This is a genomic window from Streptomyces marokkonensis (assembly GCF_039539045.1).
Lineage (GTDB): Bacteria > Actinomycetota > Actinomycetes > Streptomycetales > Streptomycetaceae > Streptomyces > Streptomyces marokkonensis.
This window is the reverse complement of sequence record NZ_BAABCQ010000140.1, coordinates 1-20,620: the sequence shown is the minus strand read 5'-3', so window position 1 is coordinate 20,620 and position 20,620 is coordinate 1. Positions and strand designations below refer to the sequence as shown.

20 protein-coding genes and 1 pseudogene are annotated in these 20,620 nt (G+C 74.1%); 7 read left to right on the top strand and 14 right to left on the bottom strand.

Annotated elements, in window-relative coordinates:
* Positions 1-84 precede the first annotated feature (84 nt).
* Positions 85-816, bottom strand: a complete 732-nt coding sequence (locus ABEA26_RS27305; protein WP_345596011.1) for a VIT1/CCC1 transporter family protein — start codon at positions 814-816, stop codon at positions 85-87.
* A 245-nt stretch (positions 817-1,061) separates the two neighbouring features.
* On the opposite strand from ABEA26_RS27305, the pseudogene ABEA26_RS27300 reads away from it, so the two are divergent.
* The 6 genes and pseudogenes from ABEA26_RS27300 to ABEA26_RS27275 all read left to right on the top strand — a co-directional run.
* Positions 1,062-2,052: pseudogene (locus ABEA26_RS27300) on the top strand (ADP-ribosylglycohydrolase family protein); the annotation flags it as partial.
* A gap of 481 nt (positions 2,053-2,533) precedes the next feature.
* Positions 2,534-3,835: an ADP-ribosylglycohydrolase family protein gene (locus tag ABEA26_RS27295; protein WP_345596010.1), complete on the top strand. Its 1,302-nt coding sequence runs from the start codon at positions 2,534-2,536 to the stop codon at positions 3,833-3,835.
* Positions 3,832-5,025 carry an ADP-ribosylglycohydrolase family protein gene (locus ABEA26_RS27290; RefSeq protein ID WP_345596009.1) on the top strand — a complete coding sequence of 398 codons (1,194 nt, stop codon included), beginning with the start codon at positions 3,832-3,834 and terminating at the stop codon, positions 5,023-5,025. The genes ABEA26_RS27295 and ABEA26_RS27290 overlap by 4 nt, the downstream gene beginning before the upstream one ends.
* The gene (locus ABEA26_RS27285) at positions 5,013-6,509 is read left to right on the top strand and encodes an ADP-ribosylglycohydrolase family protein (protein WP_345596008.1); all 1,497 of its coding nucleotides are present in this window, start codon (positions 5,013-5,015) and stop codon (positions 6,507-6,509) included. The genes ABEA26_RS27290 and ABEA26_RS27285 overlap by 13 nt, the downstream gene beginning before the upstream one ends.
* Positions 6,485-7,741, top strand: a complete 1,257-nt coding sequence (locus tag ABEA26_RS27280) for a CaiB/BaiF CoA transferase family protein (protein WP_345596007.1) — start codon at positions 6,485-6,487, stop codon at positions 7,739-7,741. The genes ABEA26_RS27285 and ABEA26_RS27280 overlap by 25 nt, the downstream gene beginning before the upstream one ends.
* Entirely contained in the window at positions 7,738-8,562 is an 825-nt protein-coding gene (locus ABEA26_RS27275) for an HpcH/HpaI aldolase/citrate lyase family protein (RefSeq protein ID WP_345596006.1), read from the top strand. The genes ABEA26_RS27280 and ABEA26_RS27275 overlap by 4 nt, the downstream gene beginning before the upstream one ends.
* Before the next feature lie 60 nt (positions 8,563-8,622).
* On the opposite strand, the gene lgt is transcribed toward ABEA26_RS27275, so the two are convergent.
* The 11 genes from lgt to hisI form a co-directional block, all read right to left on the bottom strand.
* Positions 8,623-9,591 (bottom strand): prolipoprotein diacylglyceryl transferase, encoded by a 969-nt coding sequence (lgt, locus tag ABEA26_RS27270; RefSeq protein ID WP_345596005.1) that lies wholly within the window; start codon positions 9,589-9,591, stop codon positions 8,623-8,625.
* Between the two features lie 220 nt (positions 9,592-9,811).
* Positions 9,812-10,585, bottom strand: coding sequence for a DsbA family protein (locus ABEA26_RS27265; RefSeq protein WP_345596004.1), 774 nt, complete (start codon positions 10,583-10,585; stop codon positions 9,812-9,814).
* A gap of 131 nt (positions 10,586-10,716) precedes the next feature.
* Positions 10,717-11,532: a tryptophan synthase subunit alpha gene (gene trpA / locus ABEA26_RS27260; RefSeq protein WP_345596003.1), complete on the bottom strand. Its 816-nt coding sequence runs from the start codon at positions 11,530-11,532 to the stop codon at positions 10,717-10,719.
* Complete coding sequence (gene trpB / locus ABEA26_RS27255) at positions 11,529-12,812, bottom strand: tryptophan synthase subunit beta (RefSeq protein ID WP_345596002.1); 1,284 nt, start codon at positions 12,810-12,812, stop codon at positions 11,529-11,531. The genes trpA and trpB overlap by 4 nt, the downstream gene beginning before the upstream one ends.
* Before the next feature lie 57 nt (positions 12,813-12,869).
* Positions 12,870-13,094: a tryptophan biosynthesis modulator TrpM gene (gene trpM, locus ABEA26_RS27250; RefSeq protein ID WP_345596001.1), complete on the bottom strand. Its 225-nt coding sequence runs from the start codon at positions 13,092-13,094 to the stop codon at positions 12,870-12,872.
* A 20-nt stretch (positions 13,095-13,114) separates the two neighbouring features.
* Positions 13,115-13,924 (bottom strand): indole-3-glycerol phosphate synthase TrpC, encoded by an 810-nt coding sequence (gene trpC / locus ABEA26_RS27245; protein WP_345596000.1) that lies wholly within the window; start codon positions 13,922-13,924, stop codon positions 13,115-13,117.
* Between the two features lie 122 nt (positions 13,925-14,046).
* The gene (locus ABEA26_RS27240) at positions 14,047-14,505 is read right to left on the bottom strand and encodes a DUF2752 domain-containing protein (RefSeq protein ID WP_345595999.1); all 459 of its coding nucleotides are present in this window, start codon (positions 14,503-14,505) and stop codon (positions 14,047-14,049) included.
* 95 nt (positions 14,506-14,600) lie between these two features.
* A complete protein-coding gene (locus ABEA26_RS27235; protein ID WP_345595998.1) occupies positions 14,601-14,852 on the bottom strand; it encodes an HGxxPAAW family protein in 252 nt (83 codons plus the stop codon).
* Positions 14,853-15,144: 292 nt separating this feature from the next.
* Complete coding sequence (locus ABEA26_RS27230; protein ID WP_345595997.1) at positions 15,145-15,786, bottom strand: TIGR02234 family membrane protein; 642 nt, start codon at positions 15,784-15,786, stop codon at positions 15,145-15,147.
* A 127-nt stretch (positions 15,787-15,913) separates the two neighbouring features.
* Complete coding sequence (locus ABEA26_RS27225) at positions 15,914-17,404, bottom strand: anthranilate synthase component I (RefSeq protein WP_345596014.1); 1,491 nt, start codon at positions 17,402-17,404, stop codon at positions 15,914-15,916.
* A 20-nt stretch (positions 17,405-17,424) separates the two neighbouring features.
* On the bottom strand, positions 17,425-17,916 hold the full coding sequence (gene hisI, locus ABEA26_RS27220; protein WP_345595996.1) for a phosphoribosyl-AMP cyclohydrolase: 492 nt from the start codon (positions 17,914-17,916) through the stop codon (positions 17,425-17,427).
* Positions 17,917-17,997: 81 nt separating this feature from the next.
* On the opposite strand from hisI, the gene ABEA26_RS27215 reads away from it, so the two are divergent.
* On the top strand, positions 17,998-18,633 hold the full coding sequence (locus ABEA26_RS27215) for a TIGR03085 family metal-binding protein (RefSeq protein ID WP_345595995.1): 636 nt from the start codon (positions 17,998-18,000) through the stop codon (positions 18,631-18,633).
* A gap of 12 nt (positions 18,634-18,645) precedes the next feature.
* Here ABEA26_RS27215 and ABEA26_RS27210 read toward each other — a convergent pair whose 3' ends face one another.
* Together ABEA26_RS27210 and ABEA26_RS27205 are read right to left on the bottom strand one after the other, a co-directional pair.
* Entirely contained in the window at positions 18,646-20,031 is a 1,386-nt protein-coding gene (locus ABEA26_RS27210) for an MFS transporter (RefSeq protein WP_425587907.1), read from the bottom strand.
* On the bottom strand, positions 20,024-20,611 hold the full coding sequence (locus ABEA26_RS27205) for an ArsR/SmtB family transcription factor (RefSeq protein ID WP_345596012.1): 588 nt from the start codon (positions 20,609-20,611) through the stop codon (positions 20,024-20,026). Before ABEA26_RS27205 ends, ABEA26_RS27210 begins: the two co-directional genes overlap by 8 nt.
* Between the last annotated feature and the right edge of the window lie 9 nt (positions 20,612-20,620).

Below are 20,620 nucleotides of genomic sequence, written 5' to 3'. Positions count from 1 at the left end.
TTACAGCTCATGCCCGGGGATCACGCACTCGAAACCAGCGAGTAGCGGCTACTTATGCGGCCCGACGCATAGTTCCGAGCCGGGCTATCCTATGACCGTTCCGAACACGCTGCCCAGGGCGTACGTCACACCGGCCGCCGCACCACCGAGGGCGAGCTGCCGCAGTCCGCTGTACCACCAGCTGCGCGCCGTCACCTTGGCGACCACCGCGCCGCACAGGAACAGCCCGGCCAGCGCGAGGAGCACCGCGGGCCACAGCGCGTCGGCGCCGAGCAGGAACGGCAGGACGGGGAGCAGGGCTCCCAGCGCGAACGCACCGAACGACGAGACGGCCGCGACCAGCGGCGAGGGCAGATCGCCGGGGTCGATGCCCAGCTCTTCGCGGGCGTGTATCTCCAGGGCCTGCTCGGGGTCGCGCGACAGTTGCCGGGCCACCTCGCGCGCGAGGCCGCTCTCGACGCCGCGGGCCTCGTAGAGCGCGGCCAGCTCGGCCTCCTCGTCCGCCGGGTGCTTCCTCAGCTCCTGGCGTTCCACGTCCAGTTCGGCCTCGACGAGCTCACGCTGCGAGGCGACGGAGGTGTACTCGCCGGCGGCCATGGAGAAGGCGCCGGCGGCCAGGCCTGCCAGTCCGCTCAGTACGACGGTCTGCTGACCGGCCGCGCCGCCCGCGACACCGGTCATCAGGGCGAGGTTGGAGACCAGGCCGTCCATCGCGCCGAAGACGGCGGGGCGCAGCCAGCCGCCGTTCACGTCGCGGTGCGTGTGGTTGTCGCGGTGCGCCTCGTGCAGCGACGCCTCGGTTTCGATGATGGCCATGAGGGTCCCCCGAGAGGTTGGCTCGAAAGCAAGCCTGGACAAGTTCTATTTCTTGACAACACCCAATCTACGCCGGTCATTTCCTCGTCGCCAGCAAGGAAAGGCTGGGCTTACCTGCGGTTTTACCCTCTGCCGCTCATCCGTGTTCCATGCCGCACAGATGTCGACCGGGTGACGCTGAGGCCTGGGAGGCTGCGTGGCGCACCGCACCGGGGACACATCCGCAAAGGGAGAGGAGAGGCCGCATGGCATCAACCGCCTGCATTCCCCCGGCCCCCGCGTCCGGGAACGGCGTCGGACTCCGCGAACGGGCCCGGGGCGCGCTGCTCGGACTGGCCGTCGGGGACGCCCTCGGGGCTCCGGCCGAGAACATGAAACCCTCCGAGATCCGCGCCCGCTGGGGCCGTATCACGGGATACGTGGCCAAGAAGCCGGCCGGCACCGACGACACCGAGTACGCGATCTTCTCGGGCCTGCTGCTGGCCCGCTACGGCTCCGCGCTCACCCCGGCCCATGTCGGGACGGCGTGGCACGAGTGGATCGCGGACCGGGAGGAGGGCCCGTTCCGGGGCGCGGGCTTCAGCGAACGCGGCACCCTGGAGAACCTGCGCCGCGGTCTGGCCGCACCGATCTCCGCCCAGCACCGCCACGCCTGGAGCGACGGGCTGGCCATGCGAGCGGCGCCCTACGGTGTGTTCGCGGCGGGCCGTCCCGCCGAGGCGGCCCGGCTGGTGGCGATCGACGGCTCGGTCAGTCACGACGGCGAGGGCATCTACGGCGGCCAGGCGGTGGCGGCGGGTGTCGCGGCGGCGATGGCGGGGGCGCCGCCCGTCGCGGTCGTGGCCTCCGCCCTGGCCGTCGTCCCGGACGACTCCTGGACGGCCCGTTGCCTGCGCCGCGCGATGACGGCGGCCCACCTCGGCGAACGCGCCGTCCGCTCTGCGGTCGTCATCGGCGGCTACCCCTGGACCGACCTGGCGCCGGAGGCGGTCGCCCTGGCCTTCGGCGCGTACGCGGCGGCCGACGGCGACTTCACGGACGCCGTGCTGACGGCCGTCAACATGGGCCGCGACGCCGACACCACGGCAGCGGTGGCCGGCGCCCTGGCCGGCGCCACCCAGGGGCCCGCCGCCATCCCGGCCGAGTGGGCGGCGGCCATCGGCCCGGCCCGCGGCAGCTGCCTGCCGGCGATGGCCGGCCACCATGTGCTGGAGGTGGCGGACCTGCTGACGCGGGACGCGGAAGCCCCGGGAGACCGCTCCCGCACCACCCGGCCCAGGGACACTCCGCGGGACGACGCGCCCCCTCACCGTGGCGACCCCCCGGCCGAACGCGCCGGGCCGCACGCCGGTTCCGTACCGGGCCCCGTCGGCGCGGGCCCCACCGGGTCTCGGCAGACTCCGGGGCTCGCTCCGGACCCCGCGGCGGGGCACGGGCCGGGCCATGGGCTCGCTCCGGAACCTGCAGCGGGGCACGGGCCGGGCCATGGGCTCGCTCCGGAAGCGGGCGACGGACTCGCTCCGGACCCGGAGGGCGGAAGCGCTCCGGCACCCGGCCACGCGCTCGCAGAACACGGCGGCCACGTACGGATCGACACCCTCGCGGTACCAGGCCGGCGCCCGGCACGGCACGGCGGACCCGTACCGGAGGCGCGCCCCGCCGGACGGGAAGGCAACGAACCCGCGCCGGACGGTGACGCGGCGGCGGGGGTGACACCGTGAGCAGGTCACGTCCCGCCGGTGAGGAACCGGTCACCATCGCCTACGTCGCCCCGCCCGACGCACCGGAGGAGGCCGCGCCCACCGGGAGCGGGCACCGGCCGGGGACCGAGCCCGTCGCACCGCCCCGCACGCCAGGGACCGAGCTCACCGCGCCGCCCCGCCCGGTGACGCGGTCCGACCGCGTCGAAGGGCTCCTCCTCGGACTCGCCGCGGGGGACGCCGCCGGCTGGCCCGCCGCCCGGCACCGGGCCGCCCGGATGCCCGAGTGGACGCGCCGCCTCACCCGCGAACTGGACACCTTCGCCGAGCAGAACGCGACCACCACCCTCCCCGTCCCCATCGCGCTGAACCAGCCGCCGGAGCCGCTGCGACTCGGCCCGTCGGACGACGCCGAGTGGGCCGCCTTCGCGGCGGAGGCGGTGCTGCGCGCCGGGGACGACAGCACGCTCGGTGACCTGAGCCGGGAACGCCGGATGCGGGCCGCGATCGACCTGACCTGGAACGCCGTCGCCAGCGAGGTGGCCGCGGCGGCGGCCCGCGCCCCCGAGGTCGAGTCGGCCGTACTGCCGCTTCGCGCCCGTATCTCGGTACGGGCCGGGCTCGGCAACCTCGCCACCGGCCTGCGTCCGCCCGCCACCGGCCACGACAACCCGCACTACTTCGACGACGCCGCGTGCGTGCGGGCCTGCGTCCTCGCCGTAGTCCACCCCGGCGCCCCGCGCCTCGCCGCCGACCTCGCCGAGTTCGACGCCCGGTACACCCAGGACGGCGACGGAGTGCACGGCGCCCGGGCCATGGCGGCGGCACTGTCGTGCGCCCTCGACGGCGCCGACGTACGCACCTGTGTCACGGCCGCGCTCGCCGAGCTGCCCGAGAAGACGGAGATCGGCCGCAACGCCCGCCACGCACTGGCGCTGGCGGCGGACGCCGAAAGCGCCTTCGCCCTCGTCCCGCTGCTGGAGCACGGAATCGTCGACCACGTCTACAGCTACGGCATCGCCGCCGCCGAGACCGTGCCGGTCGCCCTCGCCCTGGCCACCGCGGCCGAGGGCCGCCTCGCGGAGGCGGTACCGGCGGCGGCCTGCCTCTCCCGGGTCGCGGACTCCGCCCCCGCACTGGCGGGCGCCCTCACCGGCGCACTGGGCGGCGGCACGTCGATCCCCGCGTCCTGGCGGGAGACCTGCCGCACCCTTCCCGGCTGCGTACTGCCCCGGCTCACCGGAACCGACCTGGTCGAACTCGCCGGACTCCTGCACGCCACGCAACCGTCCCGACCAGAAGGGCGACAAACGACATGAGGACATCCGGCACAACGGACAACGGCACGGCTGACGACGGCACGGTGGGCCTGGCGGAGCGTGTCACCGGCGCACTCGTCGGCGCGGCCGTCGGCGACGCGCTCGGCGGCCCGGTCGAGGGCTACTCCCCCGAGCAGATCCTCGAACGCCACGGCGGCCGCGTCCACGGCGTCGTCGGCCCCTGGAACGGCGACGCCTGGCGCACCGCCCGCCCCATCGCCCCCTACCACAAGGGCGACGGCCACGTCACCGACGACACCTTGATGACCCACGCGCTGGTACGGGTCTACGGCACGGTCCGCGACCACCTCGACGCCCACGCGGTCGCCGAACACCTGGTCCCGGACCTGATGACCACCCCGCGCTGGATCCCGGAACTGGAGGCCGAGGCACTCCCGCTGCAGCGGATCTTCCTGGCGGAGAAGTGGCTGGTGGCCAGGGTCCACTACGGCCACGTCGACCCGCGCGAAGCGGGCACCGGCAACATCGTCAACTGCGGTGCCGCGATGTACATGGCCCCGGTCGGTCTGGTCAACGCGGCCCACCCGGCGGGCGCCTACGCCGAGGCGCTGGACGTCGCGGGCGCGCACCAGTCGTCGTACGGCCGTGAGGCGGCCGGGGTCCTCGCGGCGGCGGTGGCCGCGGCCTGCACGCCCGGGGCGACACCGGACTCGGTGGTGGCGGCCTGTCTGTCCCTGGCGAAGGACGGCACCCGGGCGGCGATCGAGGCGGTCTGCGACGTGGCCTCGCAGTACTCGGACTTCGAGTCGGCGCTCGGGCCGCTGCGGGAGGCGGTGGCGCCGTACGACACGGTGGGCCCCGACTACCGGGCGCCCTCACTGGCCGCGCGCCGCCCGTCCCGGGTGCACGCGATCGAGGAACTGCCCGTCGCCCTCGGCATGCTGCTCGTCTCCGGCGGCGACTACCGGCACGCGGTCCTCGGCGCGGTGAACTACGGCCGCGACTGCGACTCCATCGCCACGATGGCGGGCGCGATGGCCGGGGCGCTGGGATCACCGGTCCCGGAGGACTGGGCGAAGACGGTCGCCGAGGCGAGCCGCCTGGACCTCTGGGAACCGGCCGCGACGCTCACCGCGGTGGCCCGGGAGGTCTTCGGACGCGACGTGGCGCGGCGCCGCGCCCACGAGCAGGCGTTCACCGCGATCGGAGGGGCGGGATGCTTCGACTGACCTGGGTCCAGCCCGAGGACCTGATCGGCCACGAACTGCGCCAGGCGGCGCAGGACGGCCGCGACCCGTCGGCGATCGCGGCGCGCTGGCGAGCGGCCGGCGGCTGCGAGGCCCCTGCCCGGGCCGGCGCTTCCTCGGGGCCGGCCTCCCCCTGCCTGCGCCTCCTGGCGGAAGACCTGCTGGACGAACTGGCCGGCCTGCCGAGTCCCCTGGCGGACGCGGAGCCGACGGACCTGGACCGGATCCGGGCCCTGTGCCCCGACTGGCCCACGCGGCCTCCCGCGGCCGTGTCCCGACCCCCCGCCGCCAAGTCCCGCCCCGCGGCCGTGTCCCGGCTCCCCGCCGCCAAGTCCCGCCCCGCCGCAGCCGTATCCGGTCCCGCAGCCGTGTCCGGCCCCGCGAGCGTGTCCCGCGCCCGGCTGGAAGCCGCCTGGCTGGGCAGAGCCGCCGGCTGTCTCCTCGGCAAACCCGTCGAGAAGCTCCCGCTGACCGGCATCCGGCGTCTCGCCAAGGCCACCGGCAACTGGCCCCCGACCACCTACTTCACCGCCCGGGGCCTGCCCGAGGACCTCACCACCGCGTACCCGTGGAACCGCCGGTCCGCGCCCACCTCCCTCGCCGAGAACATCGACGGCATGCCCGAGGACGACGACCTCAACTACCCCGTCCTGGGCCTCCTGCTCCTCCAACGCCACGGCAGGGCCTTCACCACCGCCGACGTCGCCCGCGTCTGGCTCGACGAACTCCCCGCAGGCCGCACCTTCACCGCCGAACGCATCGCCTACCGCAACCTCCTCGCCGGCCTCGAACCCCCGCACACCGCCCGCCACCGCAACCCCTTCCGCGAGTGGATCGGCGCCCTGATCCGCGCCGACGTGCACGGCTGGACCAACCCCGGCGACCCGGGAGCCGCCGCCGAGCAGGCGCACCGCGACGCGACCCTCACGCACACCGAGGGCGGCGTCCACGCGGCGATGTTCGCGGCGGCCGTCATCGCCACCGCCGCCACCGGTGCCCACGACGTCCACGCCTGCCTGCGCGCCGGCCTCACGGTCGTGCCTCCGGGCTCCCGCCTCGCCGGAGCCGTCCGCCACGCCGTCCACCTCGCCGAGACGAACACCGACTTCGACACGGTCGTGGACGCGCTCCACGCCCGCCACTCCCCCACCCACCACTGGGTCCACGCCATCCCCAACACCGCCCTGATCACCGCCGCTCTCACCCACGCGGACGGCGACTTCACCGGCTCGGTCTCCCGCGCGGTGTCCGGCGGCTGGGACACCGACTCCAACGGCGCCACCGTCGGCAGCGTCGCCGGACTCCTCGCCGGCTGTCCCGCCGCCCTGCCCGAGCACTGGACGGCCCCGCTGAAGAACCGCCTGGCCACCTCGGTCGGCGACTTCGACGGCACTGGCTTCGACACCCTCGCCCACCTCACCCACCGGGAGGCCACCCGCTCATGCCCAAGCCCCAGCCCCACCTGACCTCTGCCCCCGCGTCCCCGGCCGGTCCTGGCTCCCCGGACTCCCCGGGCTCCGCTCTGACCGGGCTGCGCGTCCTCGACCTCGCCACCCTCTTCGCGGGCCCGCTGGCCGCCACCATGCTCGGCGACTTCGGTGCCGAGGTCATCAAGGTCGAACACCCCGACCGGCCCGACCCCTCCCGGGGCCACGGCCCGTCCAAGGACGGCATCGGCCTGTGGTGGAAGCTGCTGGGCCGCAACAAACGCACGATCACCCTGGACCTGTCCAAGCCCGCCGGCCGCACCACCCTGCTCCGCCTCGTCGCGACCGCGGACGTCGTCATCGAGAACTTCCGCCCGGGCACCCTGGAGCGGTGGGACCTGGGCTGGGACGAGCTGTCCGCCGTCAACCCCCGCCTGGTCCTTGCCCGGGTCACCGGCTTCGGCCAGTTCGGCCCGTACGCTCGTCGCCCCGGCTTCGGCACCCTCGCCGAGGCCATGAGCGGCTTCGCCGCGATGACCGGCGAGCCGGACGCGCCACCGACGCTGCCGCCGTTCGGCCTCGCGGACTCGATCGCCGCCCTGGCGACGTCGTACGCCGTGATGACCGCGCTCACCGCGCGCGAGCGCACCGGCGAGGGCCAGGTCGTCGACATGGCGATCATCGAGCCGATCCTGACCGTGCTGGGCCCGCAGCCCACCTGGTACGACCAACTCGGCCACGTCCAGCCGCGCACCGGCAACCGCTCCCAGAACAACGCCCCGCGCAACACCTACCGCACCGCCGACGGCACCTGGGTCGCCGTCTCCGCCTCCGCCCAGTCGGTCGCCGAGCGCGTGATGCGCCTGGTGGGCCGCCCGGAGCTGATCGACGAGCCCTGGTTCGCCACGGGCGCCGAGCGGGCCCGGCACGCCGACGTGCTCGACGCGGCGGTCGGCGACTGGATCGCCCGGCACAGCCGCGCCGACGTGCTGGCCGAGTTCGAGAAGGCCCAGGCGGCGGTCGCCCCGGTCCAGGACGTACGGGACGTGATGGCCGACCCGCAGTACCAGGCCCTCGACAGCGTCACCACCGTCGACGACCCCGAGCTGGGCCCGCTGCGCATGCAGAACGTCCTCTTCCGGCTCTCCGCGACCCCCGGCGCGATCCGCTGGGCGGGGCGCCCGCACGGCGCGGACACCGAGGAGGTGCTGACCGGGCTGGGCCTGACCCCGACGGACGTGAAGGAGCTCCGTGAGGAGGGCGTCGTATGACCGCGCCCCCGCTGACCTGGCTGTACGCCCCCGGAGACCGGCCTCGGGTGGTCGCCAAGGCGCTCGCCGCCGGTGCCGACGTGGTCGTGGTCGACCTGGAGGACGCGGTCGCCCCGGACCGCAAGCGCTACGCCCGCGAGGCCACCGCCGAGCTGCTCGGCGAGCCGCAGCCGGTGCCGGTCCACGTCCGCGTCAACTCCCTGGACGGGCCGCTCGCCGCCGCGGACCTGGCGGCGCTGGCCTCGCTGCCGGGGCTGTCCGCGCTGCGGCTGCCCAAGGTGACGTCCCCCGAGCAGATCACCGGCGTCGTGGCGGCCACCGGCGGGCCGCCCCTGTACGCGCTCCTCGAAACGGCCCTGGGCGTGGAGCGGGCACACCTCATCGCCGGCGCTCACGCGTCGCTGCGCGGCATCGCTCTCGGCGAGGCCGATCTCCGCGCCGACCTGGGAGTACGCGGCGACACCGGCCTGGACTGGTCGCGTTCGCGCGTGGTCGTGGCCGCGCGGGCGGCGGGGCTGGCGCCGCCGTCGCAGACGGTGCATCCGGACACCCGGGACCTGGAGGGCCTGGCGGCGTCCTGCGCCCACGGGCGCGCCCTGGGCTTCCTCGGGCGGGCCGCGATCCATCCCCGCCAGCTGCCGATCATCGAGCGGGCCTACCTGCCCACCGAGCGGGAGCTGGAGGAGGCGGAGACGATCGTCAAGGCGGCCACCGCGCAGCCGGGCGCGCTGGCGCTGCCGGACGGGCGGTTCGTCGACGCGGCGGTGGTGGCGACGGCCCGGCGCACCCTGTCGCTGGCCCGGCGGCCCGTCCTGTCCTGACACACGCCGAGGGCGCCCGGAGAGTTCCGGGCGCCCTCGGCGACGTACGACGGCGGGCCGTCAGCCCTTCTTGGCCGAGTCGGCTCCGTCCTTCACGTCCTTCTCGGTGTCGTCCCCGACTCCCTGGGGACTGGCGTCGGCTTCCTCGGAGCCCGCACCGGCGTCTTCCTTCACGTCGTCCCCGGAGTCGTCGGCGTCGCCGTCGGAGGACTCCGCGCCCGGCTCGACCAGCTGCTCCTGACCCGGCCGCATCCGCGCCGAGAGCACCATGTACACCACGGCGAGCAGGAACACGAAGAGCGCGGTCCAGTTGTTCAGCCTGAGGCCCAGGATGTGGTGGGCGTCGTCGACGCGCAGGTACTCGGTCCAGAACCGGCCCACGCAGTAGGCGGCGACGTACAGCGCGAACGCCCGCCCGTGGCCGAGCTTGAAGCGGCGGTCGGCCCAGATGACGAGCACGGCGACGCCGACGCACCACAGCGACTCGTACAGGAAGGTCGGGTGGTACGTGCCCGGTACCCGGCCGTCGGCCGACGAGGTGATCTCCACGGCCCAGGGCAGGTCGGTGGCCTTGCCGTACAGCTCCTGGTTGAACCAGTTGCCCCAGCGGCCGATGGCCTGCGCGAGGGCGATGCCGGGGGCGACGGCGTCGGCGTACACGGGCATCGGGACGCCCATGCGCCGGGCGCCGATCCAGGCACCCAGCGCGCCGAACGCGATCGCGCCCCAGATGCCGAGACCGCCCTCCCAGATCTTGAAGGCGTCGACCCAGTCACGGCCCTCGCTGAAGTACAGCTGGTAGTCCGTGATCACGTGGTAGAGCCGGCCGCCGACCAGGCCGAACGGAACGGCCCAGACCGCGATGTCGGCCACCGTGCCGGGCCGCCCGCCCCGGGCGACCCAGCGCCTGTTGCCGAGCCAGACGGCAACGAAGACGCCGATGATGATGCAGAACGCGTAGCCGCGCAGCGGGATGGGACCGAGGTGCAGCACCCCGCTGGACGGGCTGGGAATGAAGGCAAGTTCCATGGCAGGGTCGACGCTACCGTGTCGGAGGGGACCCGCGACGGGCAGCCCGGCTACGGGTCCGTAACGAGCGGACGGAAAGGCGCCCCCTCGGACATCCGGCGGACACCCGCGGACGGCCACCCCACTGGACCGCCCCCCGACACCCGCGGACGACCACTGGAGCGCCCGCGGACACCCCGCGGACACAACGGCGGCCCTCCGCCGCCGTCCCGCCGCCGCGCTACTTGTTGGCGTCGAGCACCTTCTGCTTCAGCTTCTCCGGTGTCATGGAGCGGTCCTGGTAGACGTTCTCGCCGTCCAGCAGGACGGTCGGTGTGCCGCCGAAGCCGCCGCTGGTGAAAGCCTCGTTGGACTTCTCCACCCAGCTGTTGTGCGTACCGTTCTTGACGCATTCCTGGAAGAGGGTGGTGTCGAGGCCGTCGACCTCGCGCGCCAGGTCGAGCAGCTTGCTCTCGTCGGCGAAGGCGTCGTCGCTCTCCGCCGGCTGGTTGGCGAAGAGCACGTCGTGGTAGGGAGTGAACTTGCCGGCGTCCTGGGCGCAGGCCGCCGCGTTGGCCGCCTTGCGGGAGCCGGTGCCTCCCATGTTGCCGTCGATGATCGTCGCCAGGTGGTACTCGACCTTGAGCTGCCCGGCTTCGGTGAGCTCGTGGATCGTGTCGCGGTACGCCAGCTCGAAGGCCTTGCAGGCCGGGCAGCGGAAGTCCTCCCAGATGGTGAGCGTCGACTTGGCGCTCTCCTTGCCGACGGGGATCGCGAGACTGTCCTTCCCCTGTGCGCCCGAGGGCGCCACGACCGGGCCGGCCGCCTCGCCGCCGTCGTCCTTGCCCGCGTTCGCGCCGATCACGCCGATCACCGCGGCGAGGCCCAGGACGCAGACCACGCTCGCGCCGACGATCAGCGCGCGCCTGCGCCTGTCCTTGGACTTCTGCTTCTCGCGCTCGGCCGCCAGCTTCTGACGGGCGGTGCGCTTTCCCTCTCGGTTCTTCTCGCTCACACCCCGCAGAACGAACCGGGGAGGCGCAGCGCGCCTCCCCGGTCCCAGGTCCACTCGTACGAGGGACCCCTGTCACGTTCCTGTCCGTCGCGTGGCCATCCGGCACGTACCTGTCCGGCACGTACCTGGCGTCACGCCTGTCCGCGCACGCCCTTCGCCAGGTCGGCGGCGAGCGTGCGGACGCCCTCCAGGCCGGCCGCGTCGTCGGGGGCGTCCAGCATGCGCTTGACGAACGCCGAGCCGACGATCACGCCGTCGGCGAAGCCGGCCACCTCGGCGGCCTGCGCGGCGTTGGAGACGCCGAGCCCGACGCAGACGGGGATGTCGGTGGTGGCGCGGGTGCGCCGCACCAGGTCCTCGGCCTGCGCGCCGACCGACTCGCGGGTGCCGGTGACGCCCATGAGGGAGGCGGCGTAGACGAAGCCGCTGCCGGCCGCGGTGATCTCGGCGAGCCGCGCGTCCCTGCTGCTGGGCGCGACCACGAAAACGGTGGCGAGCCCGTGCTTGTCGGCGTGCTCCCTCCACAGCTCCGACTCCTGGACCGGCAGGTCGGGCAGGATGCAGCCCGCGCCGCCCGCCTCGGCCAGCTCGGCGGTGAAGCGCTCGACGCCGTAGCGGTCGATGGGGTTCCAGTACGTCATGACGAGGATCGGCTTGCCGGTGGCCGCGTACGCCTCGCGGACGGTGCGCATGACGTCGGCGATGCGGACGCCGCCGCGCAGGGCGATGTCGTCGGCGGTCTGGATGACGGGCCCGTCGAGGACGGGGTCGCTGTGCGGCAGGCCGACCTCGACGACGTCGGCGCCGCCGTCGAGCGCGGCCCTGACCGCCGCGATGCCGCCGTCCACGGTCGGGAACCCTGCCGGGAGGTAGGCGATGAGGGCTGAGCGGCCCTCGGCCTTCGCCGCGGCGAGGGTGTCGTTCAGCAGTCGCACGTTCCCGCTCACTTGGCGTCCCCCTCGATCTCGGCGGTGCCGGCCTCGTCGGCGGCGACCTCGGCGTCGGTGTCGTACAGCCCGAAGTAGCGGGCGGCCGTGTCCATGTCCTTGTCCCCGCGGCCGGAGAGGTTGACGACGATCAGTCCGTCCTTGCCCAGTTCCTTGCCGACCTCGATGGCGCCGGCCAGCGCGTGGGCGGACTCGATGGCCGGGATGATGCCCTCGGTGCGCGACAGCACGCGCAGCGCCTGCATGGCGGCGTCGTCGGTGACCGCGCGGTACTCGCCGCGGCCGGAGTCCTTGAGGTAGGAGTGCTCGGGGCCGATGCCCGGGTAGTCCAGGCCGGCCGAGATGGAGTACGGCTCGGTGATCTGGCCCTCGTCGTCCTGGAGGACGTACGAGCGTGAGCCGTGCAGGATGCCGGGCTCACCCGCGCTCAGGGTGGCCGCGTGCTCGCCGGTCTCGATGCCGTGCCCGGCGGGCTCGCAGCCGATGAGGCGGACGTCCGCGTCGGGGATGAAGGCGTGGAAGAGGCCGATGGCGTTGGAGCCGCCGCCGACACAGGCGATCGCGGCGTCGGGGAGGCGTCCGGCCTGCTCCAGGAGCTGGCGGCGGGCCTCGACACCGATGACGCGGTGGAAGTCGCGCACCATCGCCGGGAAGGGGTGGGGGCCGGCGACGGTGCCGAAGAGGTAGTGGGTGCGGTCGACGTTGGCGACCCAGTCGCGGAAGGCCTCGTTGATCGCGTCCTTGAGCGTGCGGCTGCCGGACTTCACGGCGATGACCTCGGCGCCGAGCATGCGCATGCGGGCCACGTTGAGGGCCTGGCGGCGGGTGTCGATCTCGCCCATGTAGATCGTGCAGTCGAGGCCGAAGAGCGCGCAGGCCGTCGCCGTCGCCACGCCGTGCTGGCCGGCGCCGGTCTCGGCGATCACCCGGGTCTTGCCCATGCGCTTGGTGAGCAGGGCCTGGCCGAGCACGTTGTTGATCTTGTGGGAGCCGGTGTGGTTGAGGTCCTCGCGCTTGAGGAAGACGCGGCAGCCTCCGGCATGCTCGGCGAAGCGGGGTACTTCGGTGAGGGAGCTGGGGCGGCCGGTGTAGTGGACCAGTAGGTCGTCGAGCTCACGGGCGAACTCGGGATCGGCCTTCGCCTTGTCGTACTCGACGGCCACCTCGTCGACCGCCGCGACGAGGGCCTCGGGGATGAACTTGCCGCCGAACTCGCCGAAGTAGCCCTCGGCGCTGGGGACTTGCCCCTCCGGGTCGGGGATGAAGAAGTTGCTGGGCATGCGTGAACCTCACGGTGAGTGTCTGGTGTGGGCACTTTCGCCGTGGGGCGCGGGTTGTCAGGCCCCTTCGGGCCGTCTCTGGTTGCTCGCGCAGTTCCCCGCGCCCCTGACGGGGCGCTGCTGCCATCGCATGCCGTTGACCTGCCCTGGTTCGTCTCCGATGACGTACCGCACCCTGCGACCGTGCACCCTGCGTGCGGGCGCGCGGCAGCCTCGGGGCCGGCAGCCGCGCGCGAGGCGGGCATACGGGTCCCTGGCGGCCAGGGCGAGCGGGAGCGTCATCGTCGGCAAGCCTACCGGGGTCAGCCGCGCCCGTGCCGCAGTGCCGGGTGCTCTCCGGCCGCGACCAGGTCGGAGACCGCGGCCTTCGGGTCGCGGCCGGTGACCAGGGACTCGCCGACCAGGACGGCGTCGGCGCCCTCGTTGGCGTAGGCGATGAGGTCGTGCGGGCCGCGGACGCCGGACTCGGCGACCTTGACGATGTGCGCGGGGATCTCCGGGGCGACCCGCTCGAACGTGCCGCGGTCGACCTCGAGCGTCTTCAGGTTGCGCGCGTTGACGCCGATGACCTTGGCGCCGGCGTCCACCGCGCGCTCGACCTCGTCCTCGTCGTGCACCTCGACGAGCGGGGTGAGACCGATGGACTCGGCGCGCTCGATCAGCGACTCGAGGGCCGGCTGCTCGAGGGCCGCGACGATCAGCAGCACGAGGTCGGCGCCGTGCGCGCGGGCCTCCCACAGCTGGTACGAGGTGACGATGAAGTCCTTGCGCAGGACGGGGATGTCCACACTCGCGCGGACCGAGTCCAGGTCGGCGAGCGAGCCGCCGAAGCGGCGCTCCTCGGTGAGGACGGAGATGACGGCGGCGCCGCCCGCCTCGTAGTCCGCGGCGAGTCCGGCCGGGTCGGCGATGGCGGCCAGCGCGCCCTTGGACGGGCTGGAGCGCTTGACCTCGCAGATGACCTTGACGCCGTCGCCGCGCAGGGCGGCCACGCCGTCCTTGGCGGGACGAGCCTCGGCCGCGCGCTCCTTGAGCTCGTCGAGGCTGACGCGCGCCTGCCGTTCCGCGAGGTCGGCACGGACTCCGTCGATGATCTCGTCGAGCACACTCACGCGAGCGGCCCCCTTTCAGACGGCGAAACCTGTGGTCACTTGTGATGGTATCCGGAGCACGGCAGAGGCCTCGCATCCGGTTGACGCCGGTCCCTCCCCCGTCCTGGGCATTCACCAGGTGATCAAGGGATGAGCCAGCCACCGAACGGCAGGTTCCGGACAACGGTGAAGACCAGCAGCAACGTCCCCAGTGTCCACAGGTGCGCCGGGCCGAGTTCGATCCGCAGGGGACGGCCGCGCACCACGCGGACCACCCAGACGGTCCAGAGCACGGCGAAGCCCAGATAGCCGAGGACAGCCGGCGCGTTGGCGTGCAGCGCGGTCAGCACGTCGCCGTGGGCGAAGGCGTGGGCGCTGCGCAGGCCGCCGCACCCCGGGCAGTGGATGCCGGTGAAGCGAAGCAGGGGACAGACGGGATAGTGGCCGGGTTCGCCCGGGTCCACGTTGCCCACGTACGTGAAGGCGCCGACGACGGCCGCGAGTACTCCGGCCGGGACGGCCAGGCCCAGGAGGGCGGGCGCGCCCCGTGTCACGGTCCTGCTCCGCGTCGGCTTCCCGGTCTCGGCGTCCACGCACCGCATTCTGCCCCCGCCGGGCCGTGAGCGCACGTGAGGGGCGGCTGCGGCACCCTTGTGCCGATCCGCCCCTCGGGGAACGGCGTGACCGCCGTGCCCGGTCAGCCCTTGGCGCCGACCGGCTCGCGCTCGCCGGCGACCTGGTGCACGGGGTGGTTCGACTTCGGCTGGCCGAGACCCATCATGCGCATGACGCCGCCCACGGCACCGCCGAGAAGCACGACCGCCATACCGGCCCAGAAGCCCACCGGCTGGGCCGCCACCATGAACACGCCCGCGACGCAGAAACCGATGAAGGCGATGATGACACCCGTCCAGGCGGCCGGGGTGTGACCGTGGCTGCTGCCCGACATTGCTTGCTCCTCGTTACTGTGTGCCAAGTCCGAGCGGGACGCTCATGCCCATTGTCCCGCACGGGCGCGCTCGGTGTGAGCGGGGGTGGCCCCACGCGCGGACTGCTCCTCCACGCGCGCGTGGCGGCCGCCGGATGCCCGGGGCGCGCGTGCCGTTGTGGACGGGTGCCCTCGTGCGCGCGGGTGAACCGCCCGGTCGGGGGGCAGCGGAGCACGCGCCGACGGGGCAGTCGGCCGCGCGCCGGTCGGGAGCAGCGGAGCGCGCGCCGGTCGGGGCCTTGGCGGGCGCCGGTCAGGCGCCGGTCGGGTCCTCGCCCCGGTCGATGGCCTTCCAGAGGTCCTCGGGGCGGTTCGGGTCGACGGTCTGGGGGGTGCGGCGCGGGCGCGGGGTGCCGTCCCGCTCGTAGCGGCCGGACATCGCGGGCCACAGGCGGCCGTAGCGCAGGGCGAGCAGTCCGGCCAGCAGGAGCAGCGCGCCGCCGACGGCCGCGACGTAGGGCCAGGCGGTGTGGGAGAGGGCGTCCACGGTGGCGGAGGTGTCGCCGGCGGCCTTCGCCGCCTGTTCGTCCAGCGCGGAGCTGTCGGAGGCGCCGGTCAGGGCGGCGGCGACGGTGCCCGCGCCGCTCAGCGCGAGCAGGGCGGCGACGGCGAAGCGGCCCGCGCGGCGCACGGCGAAGACAGCGACGAGAGCGGCGAGGCCCACTATGGCGAGCGCCGCGGGTACGCCCGTGACGTCGCTGCCCTTGGCGGTCAGGGGGAACGCGCCGCCGGCCACCGTCGCGGTGCCCTGCGCCCACTCCTGCCGGGTGGCGAGCAGGGCGACTGCCGCGCCGAGCGCACCGCACAACAGGGCGGCGGCGAGGCTGCGGCGGCCGGCCCGGGCGGGTCCTGCGGCTTGGCTACGGGGGTGAGGAACAGCTGTCACGTACTCCACTATCACCCGAACCCCGGGCGAACCGTCACCCGGGGTTCGGATCGGCGGACGTGAGAATCGCCCCACCCCCTCCGCCCGAGCCCCCGGCCGGGCGGCCGGAGCGCCCTACGGGCCCCTCCGGATCGCCCTACCGTCCCAGGCGGTTGGCCGTGTGCACCGCCCTCAGCACCGCCGCCGCCTTGTTGCGGCACTCGGTGTCCTCGGCGACCGGGTCGGAGTCGGCGACGACTCCGGCACCCGCCTGCACGTAGGCCGTGCCGTCGCGCAGCAGGGCGGTGCGAATGGCGATGGCTGTGTCGGAGTCGCCCGCGAAGTCGAGGTAGCCGACGCAGCCGCCGTACAGGCCTCGGCGGGACGGTTCGAGTTCGTCGATGATCTGCAGGGCGCGCGGCTTGGGCGCGCCGGAGAGGGTGCCGGCCGGGAAGCAGGCGGTGAGGACGTCGAAGGCGGTCCGGCCCGGGGCCACCCGGCCGGTGACCGTCGAGACGATGTGCATGACGTGCGAGTACCGCTCGACGGACATGAAGTCGACGACCTCGACCGAGCCGGGTTCGCAGACCCGCCCCAGGTCGTTGCGGCCGAGGTCGACGAGCATGAGGTGCTCGGCGCGCTCCTTGGGGTCGGCGAGCAGTTCGTCGGCGAGCGCCTGGTCCTCCTGCGGGGTGGCGCCGCGGGGCCGGGTACCGGCGATGGGGTGCACCATGGCACTCCCGTCCTCGACCTTGACCAGCGCCTCGGGGGACGAGCCGGCCACGTCGAAGCCGTCGAGGCGGAAGAGGTACATGTACGGGGAGGGGTTGGTGGCCCGCAGCACCCGGTAGACGTCCAGGGCGCTCGCCGTGCACGGCGTCTCGAACCGCTGCGAGGGCACGACCTGGAAGGCCTCGCCCGCGCGGATGCGCTCCTTGACGTCCTCGACGGCCTCCTGGAAGTCGGGGCCGCCCCACAGCGCGGTGTACTCGGGCAGCTCGGACGGCGGCAGCGCGGCCGGGGGCTGGGCCACCGCGCGCGTGAGGTCGGCCTCCATGGCGTCCAGGCGGGCCACCGCGTCGGCGTAGGCCTCGTCGACGCCCGTCTCGAGGTCGTTGTGGTTGATCGCGTTGGCGATCAGCAGGACCGAGCCCTCCCAGTGGTCCATGACGGCGAGGTCGCTGGTGAGGAGCATGGTCAGCTCGGGGAGCTTCAGGTCGTCGCGCTCCCCCGGGCCGACCTTCTCCAGGCGGCGCACGATGTCGTAGCCGAGGTAGCCGACCATGCCGCCGGTGAAGGGCGGCAGGCCCAGGTCCTGGGCGAGGTCGCGCGGGGTGTGCAGGGCCTCGACGGTGGCGCGCAGGGCGGCGAGCGGATCGCCGTCGGTGGGGACGCCGACGGGCGGGGTGCCCTGCCAGTGGGCCTGTCCGTCCCGCTCGGTGAGGGTGGCGGCGCTGCGGACGCCGACGAAGGAGTACCGGGACCAGGAGCGGCCGTTCTCCGCGGACTCCAGCAGGAAGGTGCCGGGGCGCTCGGCCGCCAGCTTGCGGTAGAGCGCGACCGGGGTGTCGCCGTCGGCGAGGAGCTTGCGGCTGACCGGGATCACCCGGCGGTCGGTGGCCAGTTTGCGGAAGGCTTCGAGGTCCATGACGTCCATGGCGGCAGACCCTACTGAGCCGCGCCGGGCGCGTCGGCACCCGCGCCGGGCGCGTCGGCCGTACCGCCCGTACCGCCCGTGCCGCCCGTGCCGGCCGTGCCGGCCGTACCGGCCGTACCGGCCGTACCGGCCGTACCGCTCTCGAGGAGCACGTCGGCGTCGAAGCAGGTGCGCGCGCCGGTGTGGCAGGCTGCGCCGACCTGGTCGACCTTGACCAGGAGGGTGTCGGCGTCGCAGTCCAGGGCGACGGACTTCACCCACTGGAAGTGTCCGGAGGTGTCGCCCTTGACCCAGTACTCCTGTCGGCTGCGCGACCAGTAGGTGCAGCGCCCGGTCGTCAGGGTGCGGTGCAGTGCCTCGTCGTCCATCCAGCCGAGCATCAGCACCTCACCGGTGTCGTACTGCTGGGCGACGGCGGGCAGGAGGCCGTCGGCGCCGCGCTTGAGGCGGTCGGCGATCTCCGGGGCGAGCGGGCTGGTGGGCCGGGGGGAGCTGCTGGTCATGCGCCCATTGTGCCGCGCGGGACGGACACGCCCCGGCGCTGTCCATTGGGCGGACCCGGCCGGCGGCCGTAGGCTGACTCCATGTCGACTTTCGCCAAGCGTGAACGACTTCTGCTCGCGGACCTGTTGGAGACGGCGGGGCCAAGCGCCCCGACCCTGTGCGACGGCTGGCGGACCCGGGACCTCGCCGCGCACGTGGTGGTGCGCGAGCGTCGGCCGGACGCCGCCGGGGGCACCCTGATCAAGCAGCTGGCGTCCCGGCTCGACCGGGTGATGGAGGAGTACGGCGCGAAGCCGTACGAGGAGCTGGTCCAGCTGATCCGCACCGGCCCGCCGCGGTTCTCGCCGTTCTCGCTCAAGCAGGTCGACGAGGCGGCGAACACGGTGGAGTTCTACGTCCACGCCGAGGACGTCCGTCGTGCCCAGCCGGACTGGTCGCCGCGTGAGCTGGACCCTGTCTTCCAGGACACCCTGTGGTCCCGCCTGGAGCGCAGCGCCCGCCTGATGGGCCGCGGCATCCCGACGGGCCTGGTGCTGCGCCGGCCGAACGGCCAGACGACGGTCGCCCACCGCGGTACGCCGGTGGTGACGGCGACCGGCGAGCCGTCCGAGCTGCTGCTGTTCGCGTACGGTCGGCAGAGCGCCGCGAAGGTGGAGCTGGAGGGCGAGAAGGACGCGATCGCCCGGCTGCACGAGACGAGGCAGCTCGGCATCTGAGCGCGCGGGCCGCTACTTCGGCAGCTCGGCCCGCCGCACGCCGGGCGCGCACAGGGCGACGACGCCGCCCAGTGCGCAGACCGCGCCGCTGACGGCGAAGACCGGGCCGGTGCCCCAGACGCCGATGGCGGCGGCGGACAGCGGCATGCTCAGCGGCGCGATGCCGAGGCTGACGATCCCGCCGACCGCGGTGACGCGTCCCAGGTAGGCGGGTTCGGACTGGGTCTGCAGCAGGGCTCCGCACATGGCGCCGCTGAGCCCCGTGAGCAGCCCGACGATCACCGAGATGCCGACGGCGGCGGGGAGGCCGGGCGCGTGCGCGAGGGCGCCGATCGCGGCCGCGCCGGGGATGATGGCGCCGGCGGCGACGCACCCCGCGCGCGGCAGGCGCCCCCGCACGGTCAGCAGCAGGGCGGCGGCTCCGGCCCCCGTGCCGAACCCGGCGAGCACCCAGCCCATCCCGGAGGCGCCCCAGCCGCGCTCGTCCGCGAGCAGGGTCAGGCCGACGTTGAGGGGGCCGACGAAGCCGAGGTCGCCGAGGGCGATGGTCACCATCAGCGGGCCGAGGACGCGGTGCCGGCGGATGTAGCGGAGCCCGCCCACCAGGTCCCGCCACGCGGTGGCGTTCCCCGCGTTCCCCGCGTTCCCCGCGTTCCCCGCGTTCCCCGTGGCCCCCGCGTTCCCCGTGGCCCCCGTGGCCCCCGTGGCCCCCGTGGCCTCCGTGGCCTCCGTGGCGGCGGTGACGGTCGCGTCGTCGGACGGCAGCTCGCGCATCCGTACGGAGATCAGCAGCGGCACCGACACGGCGATCAGCAGCCCCGCGAACGCGAAGGCGGCCGCCGCGCCGCCGACCGCCACGCAGAGCCCGCCGAGCGGTGCGCCCACGACGGCGGCGAAGCGGACCGCGAGGCCGCGCATGCCCTGGACCCGGGCGAGCTGGTCCTTGCCGGTGATCCGGGCCGGGAGCGCCCCGACCGCGGGCAGGAACAGGGCGTCGACCGTGCCGAAGACGACGGCGAGCAGGCCGAGGAGCCACAGCCCGGGGTCGGTGGCGAACAGCACGGCGGCGACCGCCAGGACCGTGACGCACCGTACGGCGTCACTGCCGATGACGACCTTCCGCGGCCCCAGCCGGTCGGCGACCACGCCGCCCCCGAGCATGAGCAGTGCGCGCGGCACCGCGCTGACGGCCGTGACGACGCCCGCCTCGGCGGGGCTGCCGTTCTGCACGGCGGCCCAGGACAGCGCGAGGAAGAACACCATGTCGCCGACCATGGAGGCCGTGTAGGCGGCGACCCACCGCAGGACGTTGGCGTCACGGTGGGCGGGTACTGCGGCGGCTGTGACGGCGGCCCCGGGTATGAACGTGTCCGGAACGGGCGTGGTCCCTTCAGACACGGAACGGGAATCCGTAGACGTGCAGCGCCACGTTCTCGCGCCCCTCGGTGTCGCCGGCGGCCTCCGCGGCACGGCCCTTCTCGTCGTACTTCTCCGCCAGGGCGAGCAGCTCCGCACCCAGTTCGGCCAGTTCGGCGGGGGTCAGGCGGAGCAGGGCCTCGTTGTCGGGAGCGGCGGTGCTCCACTCCGCCCCCCAGGTGGGGCGCTCGTCGAGGTAGCGGCGGTACATGCCGGTGCGCTGCTCGTGGAAGAGCCGGGTGGCGGCGAGGTGGGCAGCCACGCGCTCGGGGGCGTCGCGGAAGTTCTCGTCGCGGATGCTCACGCTGGTCGAGGAAAGCTGCCACCAGCGCTCCCGGCCGTCCGCGCTCTGCGGCTCGGCCTCCTCGATCAGTCCGTGCTCGGCCAGCTTGCGCAGGTGGTAACTGACCAGCGAGACGGCCTCGTCGACCTGTTCGGCGAGCTGGGACGCGGTCGCCGTACGCACCACACCCAGCCCGCGGTACAGCTGCATACGCAAGGGGTGCGCCAGGGCTTTGAGGGTGCCCAGGTCGGTAATGGGGCGGTTCTCCTCGCGAGTCATGGCGTCACC

Bases quoted from the DNA above. Each gene is read 5' to 3' on its own strand.
- lgt (WP_345596005.1), bottom strand. From the start codon at position 9,591: ATGGAACTTGCCTTCATTCCCAGCCCGTCCAGCGGGGTGCTGCACCTC.
- ABEA26_RS27235 (WP_345595998.1), bottom strand. From the start codon at position 14,852: ATGTCGGGCAGCAGCCACGGTCACACCCCGGCCGCCTGGACGGGTGTC.
- hisI (WP_345595996.1), bottom strand. From the start codon at position 17,916: ATGACCAGCAGCTCCCCCCGGCCCACCAGCCCGCTCGCCCCGGAGATC.
- ABEA26_RS27290 (WP_345596009.1), top strand. From the start codon at position 3,832: ATGAGGACATCCGGCACAACGGACAACGGCACGGCTGACGACGGCACG.
- ABEA26_RS27285 (WP_345596008.1), top strand. From the start codon at position 5,013: ATGCTTCGACTGACCTGGGTCCAGCCCGAGGACCTGATCGGCCACGAA.
- ABEA26_RS27275 (WP_345596006.1), top strand. From the start codon at position 7,738: ATGACCGCGCCCCCGCTGACCTGGCTGTACGCCCCCGGAGACCGGCCT.
- ABEA26_RS27240 (WP_345595999.1), bottom strand. From the start codon at position 14,505: ATGCGGTGCGTGGACGCCGAGACCGGGAAGCCGACGCGGAGCAGGACC.
- ABEA26_RS27205 (WP_345596012.1), bottom strand. From the start codon at position 20,611: ATGACTCGCGAGGAGAACCGCCCCATTACCGACCTGGGCACCCTCAAA.
- trpB (WP_345596002.1), bottom strand. From the start codon at position 12,812: ATGCCCAGCAACTTCTTCATCCCCGACCCGGAGGGGCAAGTCCCCAGC.
- ABEA26_RS27215 (WP_345595995.1), top strand. From the start codon at position 17,998: ATGTCGACTTTCGCCAAGCGTGAACGACTTCTGCTCGCGGACCTGTTG.
- trpM (WP_345596001.1), bottom strand. From the start codon at position 13,094: ATGACGCTCCCGCTCGCCCTGGCCGCCAGGGACCCGTATGCCCGCCTC.
- ABEA26_RS27305 (WP_345596011.1), bottom strand. From the start codon at position 816: ATGGCCATCATCGAAACCGAGGCGTCGCTGCACGAGGCGCACCGCGAC.
- ABEA26_RS27225 (WP_345596014.1), bottom strand. From the start codon at position 17,404: ATGGACCTCGAAGCCTTCCGCAAACTGGCCACCGACCGCCGGGTGATC.
- ABEA26_RS27280 (WP_345596007.1), top strand. From the start codon at position 6,485: ATGCCCAAGCCCCAGCCCCACCTGACCTCTGCCCCCGCGTCCCCGGCC.